Source organism: Pseudomonas sp. FA117 (assembly GCF_057370475.1).
Genome location: NZ_CM170675.1, coordinates 1477996 through 1498976 on the forward strand (window position 1 = coordinate 1477996; position 20981 = coordinate 1498976).

General features: G+C 64.1%; 19 protein-coding genes, 1 tRNA gene and 1 pseudogene. 13 read left to right on the top strand and 8 right to left on the bottom strand.

Going from position 1 to position 20981, the window contains the following annotated elements; all coding sequences use genetic code 11:
- Positions 1-47: 47 nt before the first annotated feature.
- Positions 48-1268 (bottom strand): annotated as a pseudogene (locus AC1TXO_RS06970) (methyl-accepting chemotaxis protein); the annotation flags it as partial.
- 65 nt (positions 1269-1333) lie between these two features.
- Positions 1334-2686 (bottom strand): APC family permease, encoded by a 1353-nt coding sequence (locus tag AC1TXO_RS06975; RefSeq protein ID WP_486405629.1) that lies wholly within the window; start codon positions 2684-2686, stop codon positions 1334-1336.
- A 533-nt stretch (positions 2687-3219) separates the two neighbouring features.
- On the opposite strand from AC1TXO_RS06975, the gene AC1TXO_RS06980 reads away from it, so the two are divergent.
- Both AC1TXO_RS06980 and nadA read left to right on the top strand, forming a co-directional pair.
- Positions 3220-4728, top strand: a complete 1509-nt coding sequence (locus AC1TXO_RS06980; RefSeq protein ID WP_486405630.1) for a YdgA family protein — start codon at positions 3220-3222, stop codon at positions 4726-4728.
- Positions 4729-4989: 261 nt separating this feature from the next.
- Positions 4990-6048: a quinolinate synthase NadA gene (gene nadA, locus AC1TXO_RS06985; RefSeq protein ID WP_486405631.1), complete on the top strand. Its 1059-nt coding sequence runs from the start codon at positions 4990-4992 to the stop codon at positions 6046-6048.
- Positions 6049-6084: 36 nt separating this feature from the next.
- On the opposite strand, the gene AC1TXO_RS06990 is transcribed toward nadA, so the two are convergent.
- Positions 6085-7518: a M48 family metalloprotease gene (locus tag AC1TXO_RS06990; RefSeq protein ID WP_486405632.1), complete on the bottom strand. Its 1434-nt coding sequence runs from the start codon at positions 7516-7518 to the stop codon at positions 6085-6087.
- A gap of 119 nt (positions 7519-7637) precedes the next feature.
- On the opposite strand from AC1TXO_RS06990, the gene AC1TXO_RS06995 reads away from it, so the two are divergent.
- Both AC1TXO_RS06995 and AC1TXO_RS07000 read left to right on the top strand, forming a co-directional pair.
- Complete coding sequence (locus tag AC1TXO_RS06995; RefSeq protein ID WP_486405633.1) at positions 7638-7877, top strand: sulfurtransferase TusA family protein; 240 nt, start codon at positions 7638-7640, stop codon at positions 7875-7877.
- A 23-nt stretch (positions 7878-7900) separates the two neighbouring features.
- Positions 7901-8971: an AI-2E family transporter gene (locus AC1TXO_RS07000; protein WP_486405634.1), complete on the top strand. Its 1071-nt coding sequence runs from the start codon at positions 7901-7903 to the stop codon at positions 8969-8971.
- A 95-nt stretch (positions 8972-9066) separates the two neighbouring features.
- Here AC1TXO_RS07000 and AC1TXO_RS07005 read toward each other — a convergent pair whose 3' ends face one another.
- Positions 9067-9540 (bottom strand): peroxiredoxin, encoded by a 474-nt coding sequence (locus AC1TXO_RS07005; protein WP_486405635.1) that lies wholly within the window; start codon positions 9538-9540, stop codon positions 9067-9069.
- Between the two features lie 9 nt (positions 9541-9549).
- Positions 9550-10107, bottom strand: coding sequence for a glycine cleavage system transcriptional repressor (locus AC1TXO_RS07010; RefSeq protein ID WP_486405636.1), 558 nt, complete (start codon positions 10105-10107; stop codon positions 9550-9552).
- A gap of 259 nt (positions 10108-10366) precedes the next feature.
- On the opposite strand from AC1TXO_RS07010, the gene dapA reads away from it, so the two are divergent.
- The 6 genes from dapA (at position 10367) to AC1TXO_RS07040 (ending at position 15084) form a co-directional block, all read left to right on the top strand.
- Complete coding sequence (gene dapA / locus AC1TXO_RS07015) at positions 10367-11254, top strand: 4-hydroxy-tetrahydrodipicolinate synthase (RefSeq protein ID WP_486405637.1); 888 nt, start codon at positions 10367-10369, stop codon at positions 11252-11254.
- 17 nt (positions 11255-11271) lie between these two features.
- The gene (bamC, locus tag AC1TXO_RS07020; protein ID WP_486405638.1) at positions 11272-12387 is read left to right on the top strand and encodes an NlpB/DapX family lipoprotein; all 1116 of its coding nucleotides are present in this window, start codon (positions 11272-11274) and stop codon (positions 12385-12387) included.
- Complete coding sequence (locus AC1TXO_RS07025) at positions 12388-13146, top strand: MBL fold metallo-hydrolase (protein ID WP_486405639.1); 759 nt, start codon at positions 12388-12390, stop codon at positions 13144-13146. It begins immediately after the preceding gene.
- 29 nt (positions 13147-13175) lie between these two features.
- A complete protein-coding gene (gene purC / locus AC1TXO_RS07030) occupies positions 13176-13886 on the top strand; it encodes a phosphoribosylaminoimidazolesuccinocarboxamide synthase (RefSeq protein ID WP_063545856.1) in 711 nt (236 codons plus the stop codon).
- Between the two features lie 91 nt (positions 13887-13977).
- A tRNA-Ser gene (locus tag AC1TXO_RS07035) sits at positions 13978-14067 on the top strand.
- Between the two features lie 747 nt (positions 14068-14814).
- A complete protein-coding gene (locus AC1TXO_RS07040) occupies positions 14815-15084 on the top strand; it encodes a DUF3077 domain-containing protein (protein WP_486405640.1) in 270 nt (89 codons plus the stop codon).
- Between the two features lie 97 nt (positions 15085-15181).
- On the opposite strand, the gene tcuC is transcribed toward AC1TXO_RS07040, so the two are convergent.
- From tcuC to choX, 3 genes are all read right to left on the bottom strand, one after another.
- On the bottom strand, positions 15182-16474 hold the full coding sequence (gene tcuC / locus AC1TXO_RS07045; RefSeq protein WP_486405641.1) for a tricarballylate/proton symporter TcuC: 1293 nt from the start codon (positions 16472-16474) through the stop codon (positions 15182-15184).
- A 158-nt stretch (positions 16475-16632) separates the two neighbouring features.
- Positions 16633-17556: an alpha/beta hydrolase gene (locus AC1TXO_RS07050; protein ID WP_486406810.1), complete on the bottom strand. Its 924-nt coding sequence runs from the start codon at positions 17554-17556 to the stop codon at positions 16633-16635.
- Positions 17553-18488, bottom strand: coding sequence for a choline ABC transporter substrate-binding protein (gene choX, locus AC1TXO_RS07055; protein WP_486405642.1), 936 nt, complete (start codon positions 18486-18488; stop codon positions 17553-17555). Before choX ends, AC1TXO_RS07050 begins: the two co-directional genes overlap by 4 nt.
- Positions 18489-18811: 323 nt before the next feature.
- Here choX and hda point away from each other — a divergent pair, with 323 nt between their 5' ends.
- The 3 genes from hda to AC1TXO_RS07070 all read left to right on the top strand — a co-directional run bounded on the left by hda (position 18812) and on the right by AC1TXO_RS07070 (position 20955).
- A complete protein-coding gene (gene hda / locus AC1TXO_RS07060) occupies positions 18812-19516 on the top strand; it encodes a DnaA regulatory inactivator Hda (RefSeq protein WP_054890953.1) in 705 nt (234 codons plus the stop codon).
- Positions 19517-19641: 125 nt separating this feature from the next.
- Positions 19642-20283 (top strand): C40 family peptidase, encoded by a 642-nt coding sequence (locus AC1TXO_RS07065; protein ID WP_486405643.1) that lies wholly within the window; start codon positions 19642-19644, stop codon positions 20281-20283.
- 135 nt (positions 20284-20418) lie between these two features.
- Positions 20419-20955 (top strand): C40 family peptidase, encoded by a 537-nt coding sequence (locus AC1TXO_RS07070; protein ID WP_486405644.1) that lies wholly within the window; start codon positions 20419-20421, stop codon positions 20953-20955.
- The last annotated feature ends 26 nt before the right edge of the window (positions 20956-20981 follow it).

The following is a 20981-nucleotide window of genomic DNA, read 5'->3' on the forward strand; positions in this document are numbered from 1 at the left end:
AGGAAGCGGTTGAACCAGCCGGTCAGTTGCCCCAGCTCGTCGTCGCGGGCGTAGTCCAGGCGGCGGGTGAGGTCGCCTTCACCACTGGCGATATCGCGCAGGCGCTCGGCCACCGCGAGGATCGGCCGGGTTACGCCGCGAGCGGTCAGCCACACCAGCAGCAGGCCGAACACGGCCGCCGCCAGGCCGATCAACAGGCTGCTGAGGTTGGCTTGCTGGTTGCGTTCGTCCAGGCGCTGGTTGACCGCCACCGCCGGGGCGCGCAGCACCGCTTCGGGCACCTCGAGCAGCACCTGCCAGGGCGCCGCGCCGGGGATGGGCGCGAACGGATGGGAGACGCGCAACATCCCGCCTTCCTGGCGTTGCACGGCCTGGCCGGCGCGCATCGGTGCCACCAGCTCGCGCACCTGCTCGCCCAGCGCCTGCTGCAGGGTCTTGCTCAGCTGGCCGGCATCCTGGCTATGGCCGGCAAGCAGGCCGACGGGGCTGACGATGCTGACCTGGCCCTGGCCGTCGAACAGCTCCTGGCGTCCGGCCAGGCTCAACTGCTGCAGGTTGTCCAGGCCGATGTCCAGGCCGACCACACCGATCACCTTGTCGTTTTCCAGCAGCGGCAGGGCGATGCTGGTCATCAGCACCTGGCGGCCGTTGACCTCGTCGAAGTACGGGTCGAGCACGCAGGCCCTGGCGGTTTCCAGCGGGCAGGTCAGCCAGCGGTTGTAGGCCGAACCGTTGGCGCCGATGCTGGTGTCGGCAAGCATCGATTCGGGCATGGCCTCGGAAGCCACCTCGCTCGAGCCGTTGCGCGACCAGTACAGCGAGAAGCGTCCGCGCTCGTTGCTGCCCAGTTCGGCCTGGCCGGTGAAGCGCCCGTCCTGATGCTCCAGGGCATCGGGCTGGAACACCAGGTACAGGCCGATCAGGTCGGGGTTGTCCGCCAGCGCAGCGCCAGCTTCCCGAACCAGATCGCCGCGCAGGCTGTCGCCGCCGCGCAGCCTGAGCGCTTGCACCAGGCGGGCGAAACCGTTGCCATACTGATAGGCATCCATGAAGTACCGCTGGATGCGCAGCGCCTGCGTCTCGGCGTGGGCCTGCAGGCGCAGGCGCGCGCTCTGGTCGAGCAGTTCGGTGTTGGCGCTGAACACTTGCCCGGCGCTGCGCCGGGCCTGGGTCAGCGAGGTGGCGACCAGCAAGGCGACGACCGCCAGCAGGCACAGGCCGGCCAGCAGGGTGATCTTCCACTGGATGGAAAGACGGCGCAGCGACATGGAGCGTTTCCTTCTCGATCAGGACAACGCCCGCGTTCAGGCGCGGGCGTTGTCGGCTGGGTGGTTCATTCGGCCACGTAGCTGGGCGGCGCCACGCGGAACGCCTTGGTCAGCCACGCCAGGTACAGCACGCCGCACAGGGCCCAGGCCCCGCCGAACAACAGCGAGTGCTCGTCCAGGTCGATCCACAGCACGGCGATGATGCTAAAGCCTATCGTCGGCAACACCAGGTACTTGAGGTTGTTCGTCAGGCCGCGGTTGCGCCGCTCGCGAACATAGCAATGGTTGATGACCGACAGGTTGACGAAGCTGAACGCCATCAGCGCGCCGAAGTTGATCACCGAGGTGGCGGTGACCAGGTCGAAGAAGATCGCCGACATGGCGATGACGCCCACCACCACGATGTTCAGCACCGGGGTACGGAAGCGCGGATGCAGGCGGGCGAAGAAGCGCGCCGGGATCACCTGGTCGCGGCCCATCACGAACAGCAGCCGCGACACGCTGGCCTGGGACGCCAGGCCCGAGGCGATGGTGTTGATCACGGTGCAGGCGATGAACACCGACTGGAACAGCTTGCCGCCGACGTACAGGGCGATTTCCGGCAGTGCCGCTTCATGATCCTGGAAACGGTCCATGGTCGGGAAATAGGCCTGGATGAAGAACGACATGACGATGAACACGACGCCGCCGATCAGCGCGATCAGGAAGATCGCGCGCGGGATGGTCCGCGCCGGGTCACGGGTTTCTTCCGACAGGCAGGTGACGGCATCGAAGCCCAGGAACGAGAAGCACAGGATGGTCGCACCGGCCACCAGTGCGCTGAGGCGGGTCTGGTCGTCGGCGAACGGCATCAGCGTCCAGGCCGTACCCAGCCCCTCACCCTGGTGCAGTCCGCGTACGCAGAGGTAGACGAACACCGCCATGATGACGATCTGCACGGCCACGAACAGGGTATTGAAGTTGGCCACCAGGTTGATGCTGCGCATGTTGATCAGGCTGATCAGGGTGACGAACGCCAGCACCCAGACCCAGGCCGGCACCTCTGGAAACATCGCCGACAGGTACAGCTTGGCCAGCAGGGCGTTGACCATCGGCAGCAGCAGGTAGTCGAGCAGCGACGACCAGCCCACCAGAAAGCCCACGTGCGGGTTGATCGCGCGTTGTGTGTAGGTGTAGGCCGAGCCCGATTCCGGGAAGCGTCGCACCAGGGTGCCGTAGCTCACGGCGGTGAACAGGATGCCCAGCAGGGCGAGGATATAGGCGCTGGGCACGTGCCCTGCGGTGATGCCGGAGACGATGCCGAAGGTGTCGAATACCGTCATCGGCGCGATGTACGCCAGGCCGATGATCACCACCTGCCACAGGCGCAGGGATTTGCGGAACTGCTCGTGGGGGCTGGCAGGGTGCTCAGGCTGCATGCTGGCACTCCTGATGCGGGACGGGGCAGGGCAAGGTGGGCGACGGGCACGGCAAGGTCGAGCGGATGAGCTCCATGTTGTTCACCTTTTATAGCGGAGCGAAGGTTCGCGCGCGGGCGCGGGGTCAGTACGGGCACGGCCGGGAAGGCGGCGCCTGGGGGCAGGGGCGGACAGGCATGATGGCGGCGCGGTCTTTTGTTGTGATGTGGACGCGGTGCAAGGTGGAGAAAATAAAAGACGATTGCACGGCTGGGTGTCAAGTTAAACATGACAGGGTGATGTCTTATTTGAGTCTTTATCGGCCTTTTTCAGGGTTTTACGGACTGATTTTGTGTGTGCTGCGGTTAAGACAGATTTTAGTGTCCGTAAAATTTTACGACAGGTGCAGCGGCCCGGCGGTGTAGGACATTTCGCAGAGGCGAGAAAATCTCCCGGACGGATACCGCAGCGTGCAATCGACAGTGCTACCCTTGGCTCCCCGGGCGCGTGTCCCGCGCCACCACCAGCCCTATGGACAGCAATCGGTTCAATTCATGAAGAAATCAGTAGGCATCCTTTCCGGCCTGGCCGTCGCCATCGCCGTCGTCACCACTGCCGGCGCCTGGTACACCGGCAAACAGTTGCCGGCGGAGCTGGAGCAGTCCATCGCCCGTGGCAACGCGGAACTGCAGAAGGCGCTGGTCGGCAGTGGCGGCAGCATGACCATCGAACTGGTTTCGCTGGACCAACACCTGTTCACCAGCGATGCCCAGTACCGCCTCAAGGCCAGCGACCTGCGCATCGGCGAGGGCGCTCCGGTGAACTTCGAGGTGGGGGTGAGCGACCACATCGAGCACGGTCCCTTCCCCTGGTCGCGGGTCAAGAGCCTCAAGCTGCTGCCGGTGATGGCGGTCAGCAACAGCCAACTGCAGAAGGATGACGCCACCGCCTCGTGGTTCGCCGCAGCAGGCGACAAGTCGCCGGTGCTCGGCCAGGTCAGCCTGGGCTACGGCGGCGGGGTCGAGAGCGATATCCAGTTGCTGCCGGTCAAGTTCGACGAAGGTGACGGCAATGTCCTGGACTTCGGCGGTATGCAGTTGCTGCTCAAGGGCGACCGCGAGGGCAAGGCGGTGGAGATCCACGGCAATGCCGAGCGCCTGGACATGACCCTGGTCGGTGACGATCACCCGCCGCTCAAGCTGCAGTTCAATGGCTTCAAGATCGGCGGCGAGCTGGCCAGCACCGGTCACGAGATGATCTACGTCGGCCATCTGAACCTGCTGCTGGCCAACCTGCAGGCCACCCTCGGGCCGAAGCAGGAAGTGCTGGTGCTCAAGGGCCTGGAGCAGAACAACCTGTACAGCGCCGAAGGCCAGGACAAACTGGGCGGTCGCCTGGAGTACAAGGTGTCCGACATCACCTACGCCGGTCGTCCGGTGGGCAGCGGCCAGGTGGTGCTGAGCATGAAGTCGGTGAACATGCCGGCTACCCAGGCGCTGATGGAGTGGTACCAGAGCAAGATGCCCGAGCTGCAGGAGGCCGCCGCCCGTGGCGAGGCGGTGCCGTCGCTGAACATGAGCCCGGAGGAGACCGCCAAGGTCCAGGGCGACCTGCAGAAACTGCTGGCCGACAAGCCGCAACTGGCACTGGAAGAGCTGTCGTTCAAGACGGCGAATGGCCAGAGCCACTTCAACCTGTCGATGGACTTCGCCAATCCGACGTCCTTCGACCTGCCGCCGGACCAGCTCGCCAAGCAAATGGTGACCCGCCTGCAGGGCAAGCTGTCGCTGTCCAAGGCGATGATCGGCGACCTTGCCACGCTGCAGGCGTTGCTCGACGGCCAGACCGATGCCCAGGCCATCGCCCTGCAGTCGGGCCAGGCCGGTGAGATGGTCGGCATGATGGCGCTGCAGAGCGGCCTGGCCACTGTCGAAGGCAACGACGTGGTGTCGACCCTGCACTACGCTGATGGCATGGTCGACTTCAACGGCAAGAAGATGACGGTCGAGGAGTTTGCCGTGATCATGAGCATGCGCCTGGCGGCCCTGTCGCCACAGGGCTGACGATTGCAGTGAGCGCTGCGCGGCTGAACCCGTTCCTGCAGTGGTGGTATACCCCTGCAGGCGGGTTTAGCCGCGAATGCCTTGTCCCAGGCAAAAAGACTTTTGCATTGCCCCGATTGCCTGTAGCCTTCGCCGTCCGATAATAATCCGCGCCCGCAGAGGGGTCGCGATGGCCCGCCACTGCCGGCCATCCGGCACCGTTAGCCGATCTGCCAGGGCCGGGTGGTACACTCGACTGACGCGCACGCAGGTCCAGCGATCATGACCCAGATTTCCGAACGTCTCCTGGTTCAAGCCCACCTTGACGCCAAGCAGCCCCATACCCTGACGCCCGCGCAGGAGGCCGACTACCGTGCGGCCATCGCTGCCGAGCTCAAGGCCCAGAACGCCGTTCTGGTCGCCCACTTCTATTGCGATCCGGTGATCCAGGCCCTGGCCGAGGAAACCGGCGGGTGCGTGTCCGACTCCCTGGAGATGGCCCGTTTCGGCAAGAACCACCCGGCCGAGACCGTGGTGGTGGCCGGTGTGCGCTTCATGGGCGAGACGGCAAAGATCCTCACCCCGCAAAAGCGCATCCTCATGCCGACCCTGGAAGCCACCTGCTCGCTTGACCTGGGTTGCCCGGTGGAGGAGTTCTCGGCGTTCTGCGACCAGCATCCCGAGCGCACCGTGGTGGTCTACGCCAACACCTCGGCAGCGGTAAAGGCGCGTGCCGACTGGGTGGTGACCTCCAGCTGCGCGCTGGAAATCGTCGAGAGCCTGATGGACAACGGCGAAACCATCATCTGGGGCCCGGACCAGCACCTGGGGCGCTACATCCAGAAGAATACCGGTGCCGACATGCTGCTGTGGGACGGTGCCTGCATCGTTCACGAGGAATTCAAGTCGCGCCAGCTGGCCGACATGAAGGCGCTGTACCCGGACGCGGCAATCCTGGTGCACCCGGAATCGCCTGAGTCGGTGATCGAGTTGGCCGATGCGGTGGGTTCCACCAGCCAGTTGATCAAGGCTGCGCAGACCCTGCCGAACAAGACTTTCATCGTCGCCACCGACCGCGGCATCTTCTACAAGATGCAGCAGCTGTGCCCGGACAAGGTGTTCGTCGAAGCACCGACCGCCGGCAACGGCGCAGCCTGTCGCAGTTGCGCGCACTGTCCGTGGATGGCGATGAACACCCTGGAGCGCACATTGGATTGCCTGCGTACCGGCAGCAATGAAATCTTCGTCGAGCCGGCGCTGATTCCACGGGCGATCAAGCCGCTGAACCGCATGCTGGACTTCACTCAGGCGGCGCGGATGAAACTCTCCGGTAACGCCTGAGGCCAGGCCGCGCAGCGGCCCCTGTCCCTATCCCTATCAGCGCATCATGTCCTTGACCATGCGCTGCTGCTCCATGATCTCCCGCTGGCGCTGGTCGATCTGCGAAGCCAGCGGGAAGTTGCTTCCCGCCCGGCGCTTGGCGTAGTCCAGCTGCTGGATCGCCTGGTCGAAATCGCCCACCAGGGTGAAATACTCCGCTCGCGCCCGGTGCAGGCCAATGGTGTTGCCCGACAACCCACGCACCTCGGCCACGTCGTACCAGACATCCGGATCGTCCGGTCGGTTTTTCACCAGGTCGTCCAGCACCTTCTCCGCCTCGGCCGGCTTGTTCTGCTTGACCAGCAGGTCGGCGCTCACCTGCTTGAGCGGATAGTTGCCCGGATACAGCCCCTGCATGCGGGTGACCCGCTGCTGGGCATCGGCCAGGCGGTTGTTGGTGATGTCCAGGTCGATCTGCGCCAGGTTGTAGGTGATGTCGTTGGGCGCCTTGGCCAGCAGCGGCTTGAGGTTTTCCCGGGCTTCGTTCAGCTGGCCACCCTTGATCTGTGCCAGGGCCAGCCCATAGCGGGCAGCGTCGAGATTGGGGTTTTCGTCGAGCTGGGCACGGAAGCGCTTGGCGGCCAGGCCCGGCGTGCCTTCGTAGGTGAGGGCGACGCGGGCGCGGATCAGCTGGTAGCGCTGGCTGTCCTCGACGCCCCCCTTGGGCGCCTGTTCGGCGCGGTTGCGGGTGTCGGCGATACGCGACTCGGTGACCGGGTGGGTCAGCAGGAATTCCGGCGGCTTGGCGTCATAGCGATACTGGCGGGCCAGGCGCTCGAACATGCTCGGCATGTTGCGCGGGTCGTAGCCGGCCTTCTCGAGATTGAGGATGCCGATGCGGTCGGCTTCCTGCTCGTTCTGCCGCGAAAAGCGCCGTTGTTCCTGCAGGGCGGCGGCCTGGGTACCGGCGATCACGCCGATCCCGGCATCGCCACCGCCACCGGCGGCCAGTACGATACCGGCCAGCAGCGCAGCCATCATCGGCAACTGCATGCGTTGCTGGGCCTCGACGCCGCGGGCGAAGTGGCGCTGCGACAAGTGCGCCAGTTCGTGGGCCAGCACCGAGGCGTACTCGCCTTCGGTCTGGGCATTGAGGAACAGACCGCCGTTGACCCCGACGATGCCGCCGGGCGCGGCGAAGGCGTTGAGCTCGCGGCTGTCGATCAGGATGAATTCCAGGCGCCGGTCCTGCAGCTGGCTGGTTTCGGCCAGGCGGTACACGCTGGTCTCGACGTAGTCCTTGAGCTGCGGGTCGTTGAGCTGGTTGACCTGACCACGCAGCAGGCTCAGCCAGGCGCGGCCCAGGTCGTGCTCCTGTTTCGGCGAGACGATCGCAGAGCTGGCATCACCCAGCGACGGCAGGTCGTCGGCATGGCCAGGAAGGGCCATCAGGCAGGCCAGCGTCAGCAGGGTAGGGCGCAGTAGATTCATGCACGAAGCTCGCGTCGATCAAAACCCTTACTGTAGCCCGCTCGCACCTTGCAGACCAGTGGCGGTATCCTACGAGACTTGTCCGCAACAACCTGTTGCCCCGCCATGGAGACCCCGTGATGATCGACACCCTGACCTGCGACGCCGAACTCGACGCCTGCGGGCTGAACTGCCCGTTGCCGTTGCTCAAGGCAAAGATGGAACTGAACCGCCTGGGCAGCGGTGCGGTTCTGAAGGTGGTGGCGACCGACGCCGGCTCCCAGCGCGACTTCCGCACTTTCGCCAGGCTCTCCGGTCATACGCTGCTTCATGAAACGGCCGAGGCCGGCACCTACACCTACTGGCTGCGCAAGGCCTGAGTCTTCTTCCCCAAGGATCGTCAATGTTCAAAGTGCTTCGCGACTGGATGCAGCGCTACTTCTCCGATGAGGAAGCGGTGGTGCTGGCGGTCCTGCTGTTCCTGGCCTTCACCGTGGTGCTCACCCTCGGCGGCATGCTCGCGCCGGTGCTGGCGGGCATGGTCCTGGCGTTCCTCATGCAGGGGCTGGTCAATGCCCTGGAGCGCTTCAAGGTGCCGACGCGGATGGCGGTGTGGCTGGTGTTCGCCCTGTTCATGGGGGCGCTGGCGGTGTTCCTGCTGGTGCTGGTGCCGTTGCTGTGGCACCAGTTGATCACCCTGTTCAACGAGCTGCCGGGCATGCTCGGCAAATGGCAGTCGCTGTTGCTGCTGCTGCCCGAGCGCTATCCGCACCTGGTGTCGGACGAACAGGTGCTGCGGGCGATCGAGTCGGTACGTGGCGAGATCGGCAAGTTCGGCCAATGGGCGCTGACGTTCTCGCTCTCCAGCCTGCCGTTGCTGGTCAGCGCCATGATCTACCTGGTGCTGGTGCCGATCCTGGTGTTCTTCTTCCTCAAGGACCGCGAACTGATTGCCCGTTGGGTCAGCGGCTACCTGCCGCGTGAGCGCACCCTGCTGACGCGCGTGGGCGACGAGATGAACCGGCAGATCGCCAACTACATTCGCGGCAAGGGTATCGAGATCCTGATCTGCGGTATCGCCACCTACATCGCCTTCATCACCCTGGGGCTCAACTACGCGGCCTTGCTGGCGTTGCTGGTGGGGTTGTCGGTGGTGGTGCCCTATGTGGGGGCGGTGGTGGTGACCGTGCCGGTGACCCTGATCGCCTTGTTCCAGTGGGGCTGGGGCGACCAGTTCATCTACCTGATGGCGGTGTACGCGATCATCCAGGCGCTCGATGGCAACGTGCTGGTGCCGCTGCTGTTCTCGGAGGCGGTGAGCCTGCACCCGGTGGCGATCATCTGCGCGGTGCTGCTGTTCGGCGGGCTGTGGGGGTTCTGGGGGATCTTCTTCGCCATTCCGCTGGCGACGCTGTTCAAGGCGGTGCTCGATGCCTGGCCGCGGCAGGAGCCGACGGTAGCGCCATTGCTTTAGGGGTGCGGTGTTCGTTTCGCGGGTGAACCCGCTCCTGCAGGCGGCGCATAGCCCTTGTGGGAGCGGGTTCACCCGCGAAAAGATTCAAGGCGATATCAAGCCTTGTTCAAGGCCTGCGCTGCCGCCAGCACCGCATCCACATGCCCGGGCACCTTCACTCCGCGCCATTCCTGGCGCAGCACACCGTCCTTGTCGATCAGGAAGGTGCTGCGGTCGACGCCCATGTATTCCTTGCCGTACAGCTTCTTCAGCTTGATCACGTCGAACAGCTGGCACAGCGCCTCGTCCTTGTCGCTGATCAGCTCGAAGGTGAAGCCCTGCTTGGCCTTGAAGTTCTCGTGCGACTTGATGCCGTCGCGCGAAACGCCCAGCACCACGGTGTTGGCGGCCTTGAACGCTTCGTGCTGGTCACGGAAACCCTGGCCCTGGGTGGTGCAGCCCGGGGTGCTGTCCTTGGGGTAGAAGTACAGCACCACCTGCTGGCCCTTGAGTTCGGACAGGCTGATGGTCTGGCCGCCGGTGGCCTGGGCCTGGAAGTCGGCGACGGGTTTATCGAGGGCTACGGCCATGATGGCTCCTTAGACAGGGTTCTGTGGGCGCCACGGTTCGATCAGCGCGTCCAGGTTCAGGGCGTCGGCGAAGTCCAGGAACTGGTCGCGCAGCCAGCTGATCTGCGTGCCGGCTGGCAGGATCACGGTGAACTGGGCGTTGAGCATGCTGCTGCCGGTCTGCGGGGCGAGGTAGGTGTCGCAGGTCATGCCGTCGAGCTCGACCCGGTGGTCGATGAAGAACTGGCACAGCTCGCTGATGATGTCAGGGCGATAGGCGGCGCTGACGTAGGCCACGTAGGGCAGGGCCTGCGGGCGTACTTCCTGCTCGGCGCTGCGCACCACGTCGAGGGTCAGGCCGTGCTTCTTGCCAAGGCCGGGAAGGGTGGTTTCAAGGCGCGCCAGGGCATCCCAGCTGCCGCCTACCTGCAGCACCAGGGCGCTGGTTTCGCCGTGGCGCGACAGGCGCGAGCTGACAACCGCGCAGCGGTTTTCGAACGCCGCGCGGCTGAGGACGTTGGCAAGCTCCATGGGATTGGGGCCCAGGGCACTGATGACGAGGAATTGTTCGCGGGGGGCGGTGGACATGCAGCATTCCTAAAGCGATGAGCGGTCGGCGAAGGACGGGGCAAGCCTTCCTGGGGCCAGCATTCGCGCCACCGATGGGGGCGACGGGACACTGGCCTGGAACACTGTCGACGGCCCGGCGGGCCGCACTGCGCCGATCAAAGAATCAAGGGTAGCGAAAAGCGGCGCCGAGGGGAATGCTCCGCCCGCCAGCTTCGCTTGTGCAAGGTCGATGGCGCCAGTACCATTACCGCTCTCTTTTTCCGGCAGGAGCAGTTTCATGATCGCGGGCAGTATGGTGGCATTGGTCACACCCATGGATGCACAAGGGCGTCTGGATTGGGACAGCCTCGATAAACTGGTCGACTTCCACCTGGAAAAAGGCACCCACGCGATCGTCGCCGTCGGCACCACCGGTGAATCCGCCACCCTCGACGTCGAAGAACACATCCTGGTCATCAAGCACGTGGTCGAGCGCGTCAAGCGCAGCTCCCGCCGCATCCCGGTGATCGCCGGCACCGGCGCCAACTCCACCGCCGAAGCCGTGCACCTGACGCAGAACGCCAAGAGTGCCGGCGCCGACGCCTGCCTGCTGGTGGTGCCGTACTACAACAAGCCGACGCAAGAAGGCCTGTACCAGCACTTCAAGCACATCGCCGAAGCCGTCGACATTCCGCAGATCCTCTACAACGTGCCCGGCCGCACCTCCTGCGACATGCAGGCCGAGACCGTGATCCGCCTGTCGAAGGTCAAGAACATCATCGGCATCAAGGAAGCTACCGGCGACCTGGCCCGCGCCAAGGCCATCATCGACGGCGTCGACAGCGACTTCATCGTCATGTCCGGCGACGACCCGACTGCAGTCGAGCTGATCCTGCTGGGCGGCAAGGGCAATATCTCCGTCACCGCCAACGTCGCCCCGCGCGAAATGGCCGATCTGTGCGAGGCCGCCCTTGCGGGCGATGCCGAGAAGGCCCGCGCGATCAACGACAAACTCATGCCGCTGCACAAGGACCTGTTCTGCGAAGCCAACCCGATCCCGGTGAAATGGGCGCTGGTGGAAATGGGCCTGATGCACAAGGGCATTCGCCTGCCGCTGACCTGGCTGAGCGAAGGCTGTCACGAAAAAGTCCGTACTGCCTTGCGCCAGTCCGGCGTACTGGTTTAATCGAGGAAGTACACCGCATGAAGCGACTGGCTGGTCTTTCCGCGCTCGCCCTGATCATCTCCAGCACCAGCGGGTGCGGCTGGCTGTGGGGCGAGGATGGCTATTTCCGCGACCGCGGCAGCGATTACCTGCAGGCTCACCCGACTGCACCGATGCAACTGCCGCCCGACGCCACCCACGTCAAGCGCATGGATCCGCTGTTGCCGATCCCGCGCAACGTGGCCGACGACAACGCCACCGGCGAGTTCGAGGTTCCGCGTCCGCAACCGCTGTCGGCCAGTGCCGATGTCAGCGACTTCACCCTGCAGCGCAGCGGCGCCAACCGTTGGGTCCTGGCCCAGCGTTCGCCGGCCGAAGTCTGGCCGGTGGCGCGCCAGTACTTCGAAGACAACGGCTTCCGCGTTGCTGAAGAACGTCCGCAGACCGGTGAATTCAACACCACCTGGCAGCGTTTCGACGAACTGTCCGCTTCGCTCGGCCAGCGCCTGGCCAGCACCTCCAGCAGCCCGGACAGCGAAGTGCGCGTACGTGTGCGCATGGAGCCCGGCGTGCAGCGCAACACCTCCGAGGTGTACGTGGTCAGCGTCGAGCGTCCGGCCGGCAGCACCGCCGAGCCTGGTTTCCCGAGCACCTCGACCAACACCGGCGTCGATGCGCTGCTGGTCGACGAACTGCTGGCCAGCATGAACCGCAGCGCCGAGAAGGGCGGTTCGGTGTCGCTGCTGGCGGCCCGCGACTTCGATGCCCCGAGCCAGGTCAGCCTGAGCGAGGACGGCAGCGGCAACCCGGTGCTGTTCCTCGGATCCGACCTGGACCGCGCCTGGTCCGGCGTTGGCCGCGCCCTGGAGCAGGGCGAGTGGCGCGTCGAGGACATCAACCGCAGCCTGGGCCTGTACTACATCAACCTGTCCGAGAAACCCGAGGACAAGCAGAACGAGCCGGGCTTCTTCAGCCGCCTGTTCGGCAGTGCGCCGAGCAAGGAAGAGCGTGAGGCGCGTGCCGAGCGCTACCAGGTGCGCCTGAGCAAGGTGGGCGACACCGTACAGGTCACCGTCGAGAAGAACATCAACACCGTGGCCCCGGCCGATGTGGCCCGCCGCGTGCTGAGCGCGATCCAGGACCGTCTGGGCTAAGTGCGCTTCGCGGTACTGGGAAGCGGCAGCCAGGGAAATGGCACGCTGATCGCCAGTGACGATACCTTCGTCCTGGTCGATTGCGGGTTCTCCCTGCGCGAGACCGAGCGGCGCCTTGCGCTGCTCGGGGTATCGGCAGCACAACTGAGCGCCGTGCTGGTGACCCACGAACATGCCGATCACGTGCATGGCGTCGGGTTGCTGGCGCGGCGCTACAATGTACCGGTCTACCTCAGCCAAGGGACCTTGCGTGGCATGCGCAAGCCGGTGGAGGTCGCCGGTTTTCTCGGTTGTGGCGACGTACTGGAGATCGGCAGCCTGCAGGTCAGCGCCGCGCGGGTCGAGCACGATGCGCTCGAACCGCTGCAGTACGTGATCAGCGACGGGCGCCGGCGTTTCGGCATGCTCACCGACCTGGGCAGCTACGATACGTACCTGCTGGAGCGTTACCAGGGCCTCGACGCATTGCTGATCGAGGCCAATCACTGCCGTGACCTGCTGGCACGCGGGCACTACCCGTACTTTCTCAAGCAGCGGGTTGGTGGCAGTCAAGGACATCTGAACAACCACCAGGCCGCCAACCTGGTGGCCGAGCTGGGCTGGAAGCACCTGCAACACCTGGTGCTGGCCCACCTCAGCAGCAAGAACAACCTGCCACAACTGGCCCGTCAGTGCTTCGTCGACACCCTGGGGTGCGATCCGGACTGGCTCCAGGTGGCGAATCAGGAACACGGGCTCGACTGGCGCGAAATCGCCTAGCCCAACCACTCAAGCAAGCGGAGCCCATCATGGAAAAACGCGACGAACTCTACCGCGGCAAGGCCAAATCGGTTTACAAGACCGACGACGCCGACCGCTTGATCCTGCTGTTCCGTAACGACACCTCGGCGTTCGACGGCAAGCGCATCGAGCAGCTGGACCGCAAGGGCATGGTCAACAACAAGTTCAACGCCTTCATCATGCAGAAGCTCGAAGAAGCCGGCGTGCCGACCCAGTTCGACAAGCTGCTGGGCGACAACGAGTGCCTGGTCAAGAAGCTGGACATGATCCCGGTCGAGTGCGTGGTGCGTAACTACGCTGCCGGCAGCCTGGTCAAGCGCCTGGGCGTCGAGGAAGGCATCCAGCTGACCCCGTCGACCTTCGAGCTGTTCCTGAAGAACGACGAGAAGGGCGACCCCTTCATCAACGAATCCCACGTTGTCGCGTTCGGCTGGGGCACCGCCGAGCAGCTGGTCGAGATGAAGAAGCTGTCGCTGAAGGTCAACGAAGTGCTGAGCAAGCTGTTCGATGACGCCGGCCTGCTGCTGGTCGACTTCAAGCTGGAGTTCGGCGTGTTCCACGGCCAGATCGTCCTGGGCGACGAGTTCAGCCCTGATGGCTGCCGCCTGTGGGACAAGGAAACCCGCAAGAAGATGGACAAGGACCGCTTCCGTCAGGGTCTGGGCGATGTCATCGAAGCCTACGAAGAAGTCGCCAAGCGCCTGGGCGTGCCGCTGTAACCCGCACGCTCACGCAAGCGCCTGATACCACGCGAATTTTTTTCAAAAAAGGTTTGCCAGAAACGAAAACGCTGGTATGATGCGCGCCACTGGAGAGATGCCGGAGTGGTCGAACGGGACGGATTCGAAATCCGTTGTACTGGCAACAGTACCTAGGGTTCAAATCCCTATCTCTCCGCCATACATGAAAAGCCCCGCTGATGAGAGTCAGCGGGGCTTTTTCTTGGCCAGAATTTCGACCGTTGGCAGGCAGGAGGCTTTTTAGGATTCAGTAGATCGGAGTACTCAACACGGCTCCGCCACTCTCCCGTCGAATCCTACCAATCAGCTTTTCCTTATTCCCTGTAGTCTATTTCCCAAACATACTCCCACCGCCATTCCGCCATTGCAGTGCTCCAAACCGGCCTCTAGTCTCGCTGGGTCGTTGCCCATTCAACGACCGGCTTTGACAGGCTGCTTCGATCACTGAAACACGTGCAAGCGCTATGGCGGCTGTGCGTGGGGCACCTTTGTGTGCGCCGAGTTTCAGTGTCCTCGGTCTGTCAACCCGCGTACAGCTGCCACCTTCCTGTTTGACAGCGGGTGATGGCAGCCTCAATGACACTGAGGTAAGCATGCTGAAGATAGTCCCCGATCCACCCTCATACGAATATCCCGCCCGTTCGCTCGAATTCCTTTTGAAACAGGTTGCTCAGGATCTGGGTGCTGCCTTGAGCATTGCAGACCGACGATTGCCTTGTGTTTTGGGTCAGGAGCTGGCCGCGGCCAGAGGTCTGGTCAGGATGGCTTTGACCAGAATGCCAGTAGATCGCTATGGATCTTTGCCGAAGGTGGCGCCCCCATCGCGGGACCAGCCCGCTCCTACAGGTTGGGCGGTGCTTCCCAGGGTTGCGGTATGGCAACAGGGTGTCAATGGAGGAGAGCGTCGATGAGCGATGTTGTACAGGCATCAACGACACCGGGGCTCACTGCATTCAGTGCAGGGGATGGTTCGGGGCGGCCACTCTTTCGCGTCGAGCAGGGCATTCCCTGTAAGCACGCTCGCGAGCATGCGTCGGAATTGCTCGGTAGCGTCAGGCGACTGACATTTTTGGGTGTCATGGAGAGCGACGCCGACTTGGCCTGGGCAGGGTATTACCTGGCGGGTATGGCCAAAGCACTGCTGGATGATGCTGAGTTAGGAATGAACCAGGACTGAATCGAAAGCGCGCCCGAGAAGCTCGGACGCGCTTTTTAGTTATGCGAAGTTACTTTCCAGCGCTTTGCACAGGTCTTTGTAAAGATCCGTCACAACCTCAGGCAACAGCCGTGCTGCGTGCAGGCCGACGGCGATAGAGCACGAACGTGGCAGTGAACGCGCACAGGGCTGCAAACATCAGCCAGTAGGCCGGGGCGGCCTTGTCCGAAGTGTCGTGGATCAGCCAGGTGGACACCGCCGGGGTGAAGCCGCCGAACACCGCGGTGGCGAGGCTGTAGGCCAGGGAGAACCCGGCCACGCGCACTTCGGTGGGCATGATTTCGGTCAGGGCCGGGATCAGCGCGCCGTTGTACAGACCGTAGAGGCACGAGAACCACAGCAGCACTTCGAGCATGTGCGCGAAGCTGGGGCTCTGGGCCAGGTACGACAGCGCAGGGTAGGCCGTGAGCACGGTCAGCAGAGACATCGCCGCCAGCAGCGGCTTGCGTCCCAGGCGATCGCTCAAGGTGCCGCCAATCGGCAGCCACAGGAAGTTGGACACGGCGACCAGCAAGGTCACCATCAGTGCATCGCTGGTGTCGAGCTGCAGCACGGTCTTGCCGAAGGTCGGCGCATACACGGTGATCATGTAGAAGGCGGTGGTGGTCATGGCCACCATCAGCATGCCCAGGATCACCACCGAGGCGTTGGCGCACAGCGTCTTGAACACCTGGCTCATGGTCGGGCGATGCTCGCGCTTGGCGAACTCTTCGGTCTCCTGCAGGTTGCGGCGCAACAGGAAGATGCACGGCACGATCAGGCAGCCCACGGCAAAGGGAACACGCCAGCCCCACTGGGACAGCTCCTCAGGGGACAGCCACTGATTCAGGCCATAACCCAGCGCCGCAGCGACCATGATCGACACCTGCTGGCTTGCCGATTGCCAGCTGGCGAAAAAGCCTTTGCGCCCGGGTGTGGCCATCTCCGCCAGGTAAACCGACACGCCGCCCAGCTCGGCACCGGCCGAGAACCCTTGCAGCAGCCTGCCAAGCAGCACCAGCGCTGGGGCCCACAGGCCGATGCTGGCATAGCCGGGCACGAACACGATCAGCAAGGTGCCGCTCGCCATGATCGCCAGGGTCACGATAAGGCCTTTACGCCTGCCGACATCATCAATGTAGGCACCAAGGATGATTGCGCCGAGCGGGCGCATCAGGAAGCCTGCGCCGAACACGGCGAAGGTCATCATCAATGAGGCGAATTCGTTGCTGGCCGGGAAGAATGCGGCAGCGATCTGGGTGGCGTAGAAGCCAAACAGGAAGAAGTCGAATTGTTCGAGAAAATTGCCGGAGGTCACCCGGAAGACTCTTCCAGCTTTGGACGGCGCTTTGGCAGGACGGGTGGGATTCATCACAGGCTCCAGCTATTCAGCGAATCTTTGTAAGAGGTTGTAACTAAAGATTCTTGCAGAAAGAGCAGGAGTCAAAACATGAAACTTTCATTAGGTTTGCGCCCGTGGTGCCAGGCGAACCCGCGCCTGCAGGTTGGGCGATGCCGCCAGGGGGGCGATCAATCGAGGCTGTTCCCGAGCGCCGCAAACAGTGCCTCGTACAGCTGCTCCACCTCCGGCAGATCCCTGGCCCGCAGGCATCCATGAACCAGCCCGTGGCCGGGGAAGTAGCCGACCGCCACGCCATCGTCGCCCAGCCGCTGTGCATAACGCAGGCCGTCATCGCGCAGTGGGTCGAACTCGGCCACGGCGATAAAGGCAGGCGCCAGCCCTGTGAGGTCGCGGGCGAGCAGCGGCAGTGCCAGCGCACTGTGGGTGGAGGAGGGCAGGTAGGTATCCAGGCAGGCGCGCAGGTCGGCGACGGACAACAGCGGCGCATCGGCACAGTCGCGCCGCGACACGCTGTCTTCATCGCCCAGCGCGGGATAGACCAGCGCCTGCAGGCGCGGCTGCGGCTCTCCGGCCTCGCGCAGGGCCAGGCACAGGGCGGCGGCGAGGTTGCCGCCGGCGCTGTCGCCGATGGCCAGCAGTCGCGTGGGGTCGGCCGCTATGCCCAGCGCGCCATCGCGCAGGGCGCGCCAGGCGTCGAGGCTATCGTGCAAGGCGGCGGGGAAGGGGTGCTCCGGGGCGAGTCGGTAATTCACTGCCACCACCAGCGCGCCCAGGCGCGCCGTCAGTTCGGCGCAGAAGAACGCGTGTGAGTCGAGCCCGCCGAGCATCCAGCCGCCGCCATGCATGAATAGCAGCGCTGGCCATCCGCTGGCCGGTGCCGCTTGCGCCGGTTGGAACACGCGCAGCGGCACCAGTCCCGGAATGTTCAGATCGCGCACCTGCACGCCTTCCGGGCAGGGCGGGGTGAAGGCTGCGGCCATGCGCGAATAGGCGGCGCGCTGGGCTGCCAGTGCCGGATCAGACACGCCGAAGGCGCGGGTCCGCTCGATGAAGGCCTGCATGCCGGTCGAGAGAGTGTAGCGCTTCATTATTGTTGCGCGACCAATGCAGCATTGGCGGGCTTGCCGTCGAAGGTGGTGACCCCTTCGAGCCAGGCCGAGACCTGCTCGGGGTGTTTCTTCAGCCAGTCTCGAGCGGCATCGAGCGGCGCCTTGCGTTCGAGGATCGGCTCCATGACCTGGCTCACGCCTTCGCTGGTGAAGCGCAGGTTGTGCAGCAGCTTGGCGACGTTGCCGCATTGTTGCTGGTAACCGGCGGCGGTCATGATCGAGACGGTGGCCGAGCCTTCGTCGGGGCCGAAGGCGTCATCGCTGCCGGAGAGGTAGCGCATGTCGATCTGCAGGTTCATCGGGTGCGGCTTCCAGCCGGCGAACACTACCCACTCGTTCTTCTGCACGGCACGCTTGACCGCCGTCAGCATGCCGGCCTCGCTGGACTCGATGCCCTTGAAACCCTTCAGGCCGAATTTGTCGTCGGCGATCATCTGCGCGGTGATGCGGTTCATGCCGCTGCCCGGTTCGATCAGGTACAGCTGGTTCTTCAGTTTGTCGCGAAACCGGGCGATGTCGGCGAAGGTCTTCAGACCCGCGTCGTAGGCGTAGGCGGGCACGGCATAGGTGGACTGCGCATCGGCGAGGGTGGCGGGGCTGATCACGTCGATCTGCTGTTTGTCGAGGAACGGCCTGGCCACCGATTGCATGGTCGGCTGCCAGTAACCAAGAAACACATCGAGGCGCTTTTCCGCCATGCCGGCGAGGATGATCTGCTGCGAAGCGCTGGTCTGCTTGACCTTGTAGCCGAGGCTGTCGAGCAGGGCTTCGGCGACGGCGCTGCTGGCGACGACATCGGTCCAGTTCACCGAGCCCAGGCGCACGTTCTGGCACTGGGCAGGTTCTGTGGCCCAGCTGGCTGCGCTGATACTCAGGAGTGCGGCGCAGGCGGCCGCCTTGGTCGATCGCTGCATGACGTTTTCCCCTCACGAGACGGTGTTTATCGTTGTTATGTCATGACGCCCCGCGCGGCGGTGGCTGCCGTTCAGGGTATGAGCCGGCCAGGTGGAAGAATCGCACCCAGGCGACCGGCTTTTGCACTCAGGCGACCTCGAGTCTGGCACGGCATCGGCCGGGGCGCCTGGCCGACCACTGGGGCAGGCTGCTCAAAAATCACGCAACCCGTTGATTTTGCTTGCGCTATTCCCCTCCCTGATTGTGCCGCCCGCGTTGCGGGTATAGACTTTGCAAACTGTTCACCAAAGGCCCCCTTTGGTCCTCGCGACCGCCCGCCAGCATGAAACCGATCCAGTTGCCCCTGGGTGTGCGCCTGCGCGATGACGCCACCTTCATCAACTACTATCCGGGCGCCAATGCCGCGGCGCTGGGCTATGTCGAACGGCTGTGCGAAGCCGACGCCGGCTGGACCGAGAGCCTCATCTACCTGTGGGGCAAGCAGGGTGCCGGGCGTACGCATTTGCTGCAGGCGGCCACCCACCGTTTCCAGCAACTGGGCGAACCCGCCGTCTACCTGCCGCTGGCGCAGTTGCTCGACCGTGGCGTGGAACTGCTCGACCATCTGGAACAATACGAACTGGTGTGCATCGACGACCTGCACGTGATCGCCGGCAAGGCGGACTGGGAAGAGGCGATGTTCCACCTGTTCAACCGCCTGCGCGACAGCGGTCGACGCCTGCTGCTGGCAGCTTCCAGCTCGCCACGCGAACTGCCGATCAAGCTGGCCGACCTCAAGTCACGGCTCACGCTGGCACTGATTTTCCAGATGCGCGGGCTGTCCGACGAAGACAAGCTGCGCGCCCTGCAACTGCGGGCCTCGCGCCGTGGCCTGCACCTGACCGATGAGGTCGGGCACTTCATTCTCACTCGCGGCACGCGCAGCATGAGCGCGCTGTTCGACCTGCTCGAGCGTCTCGACCAGGCCTCGCTGCAGGCGCAGCGCAAACTGACCATTCCCTTCCTCAAGGAAACCCTCGGCTGGTGAGGCTGAAAACGCCGGGCCAGAGCGGCAAAACGCAAAAGTCACATTTTTTTCGATAAAATTTGCAAATGGCCCTGATAGAAGGCATAGTTTCCCCCTTCTAAAGGATTACAGACACGGTCGTGCCCATGCTCCAGCGCTTCGCACCCCTCGTGCCACTCGCACTCGTGACCCTGCTTTTTGGCTGCGCGGCCCAAGGCCCGATTTCCCAGCCCCAGGATCGCCCCTCGGTCACCGCACAAAGCGCGGTCAAGGCCAACGCTTCGCATTCGTCGGTCTTCGATGAGGAAGACCTCGCCACCGACGAAGACCTGCAAGCCTTCTCCAGCAACAGCAAGCCCTACCAGTTGCCAGTCCTCGCGGACAGCATCCTGGAGCGCGGCATGTCGCTGATCGGCACCCGCTACCGCTTCGGGGGCACCTCCGAACAGTCCGGCTTCGATTGCAGCGGCTTCATCGGCTACCTGTTCCGCGAAGAGGCGGGCATGAACCTGCCGCGTTCGACCCGCGAGATGATCAACGTCGACGCCCCCAAGGTTGCACGCAACAAGCTCAAGCCGGGTGACCTGCTGTTCTTCAGCACCAACGGTCGCGGCCGCGTCAGCCACGCCGGCATCTACCTGGGCGACAACCAGTTCATCCACTCCAGCAGCCGCCGCAGCGGTGGCGTGCGCATCGACAACCTCGATGACCGTTACTGGAGCAAGACCTTCATCGAAGCCAAGCGTGCCTTGGCCATGGCGCCGACCACCACCCTGTCGCGCAACTGATATCAAAATGCTGTATCCTCGCACGGCGGCGTAGCTGAAAAGCTAGCCGCCGTGCGCATTTACGAATAGCGTCTAATCTAAATCCTTAACTCTTTTTTCGGCTGCGGCCGATTGGTCTCAGACAGGTTCTGACCCATGACGATGCTGACGCGCTTCGCACTCCTTTCCCTCGCGGCACTGCTCGCCGCCTGTTCCAGCCGTGCTCCGGCTCCGGCCCCTGTGGTCAAGCCGCAGGTCACCTTCATCGACCAGCCTTCATCTTCGCCTGTGGCGGACGACGTGCTGATCCGTGCCATCGGCCTGGTCGGCACGCCGTACCGTTGGGGCGGCAACACGCCGGATTCGGGGTTCGATTGCAGCGGGCTGATCGGCTATGTGTACCGCGGTGCGGCGAACATCAACCTGCCGCGCTCGACCCGCGAGATGATCGTCATGCGTGCCCCGAGCGTTGACATCAATTCACTGCAGTCCGGTGACCTGGTGTTCTTCGCCACCGGCGGCGGCTCGCAGGTGAGCCATGCGGGGATCTACGTGGGGGAGGGGCGCTTCGTGCATGCGCCGTCCACCGGCGGTACCGTGCGGCTCGACTACCTGTCGAACAGCTACTGGTCCAAGGCGTACCTGCAGGCCAAGCGGGTGTTGGCGCCGGGGCATCTCGCGCAGAACCCCTGATGGTGTCGGGAAAGGGCTGCGCAGCA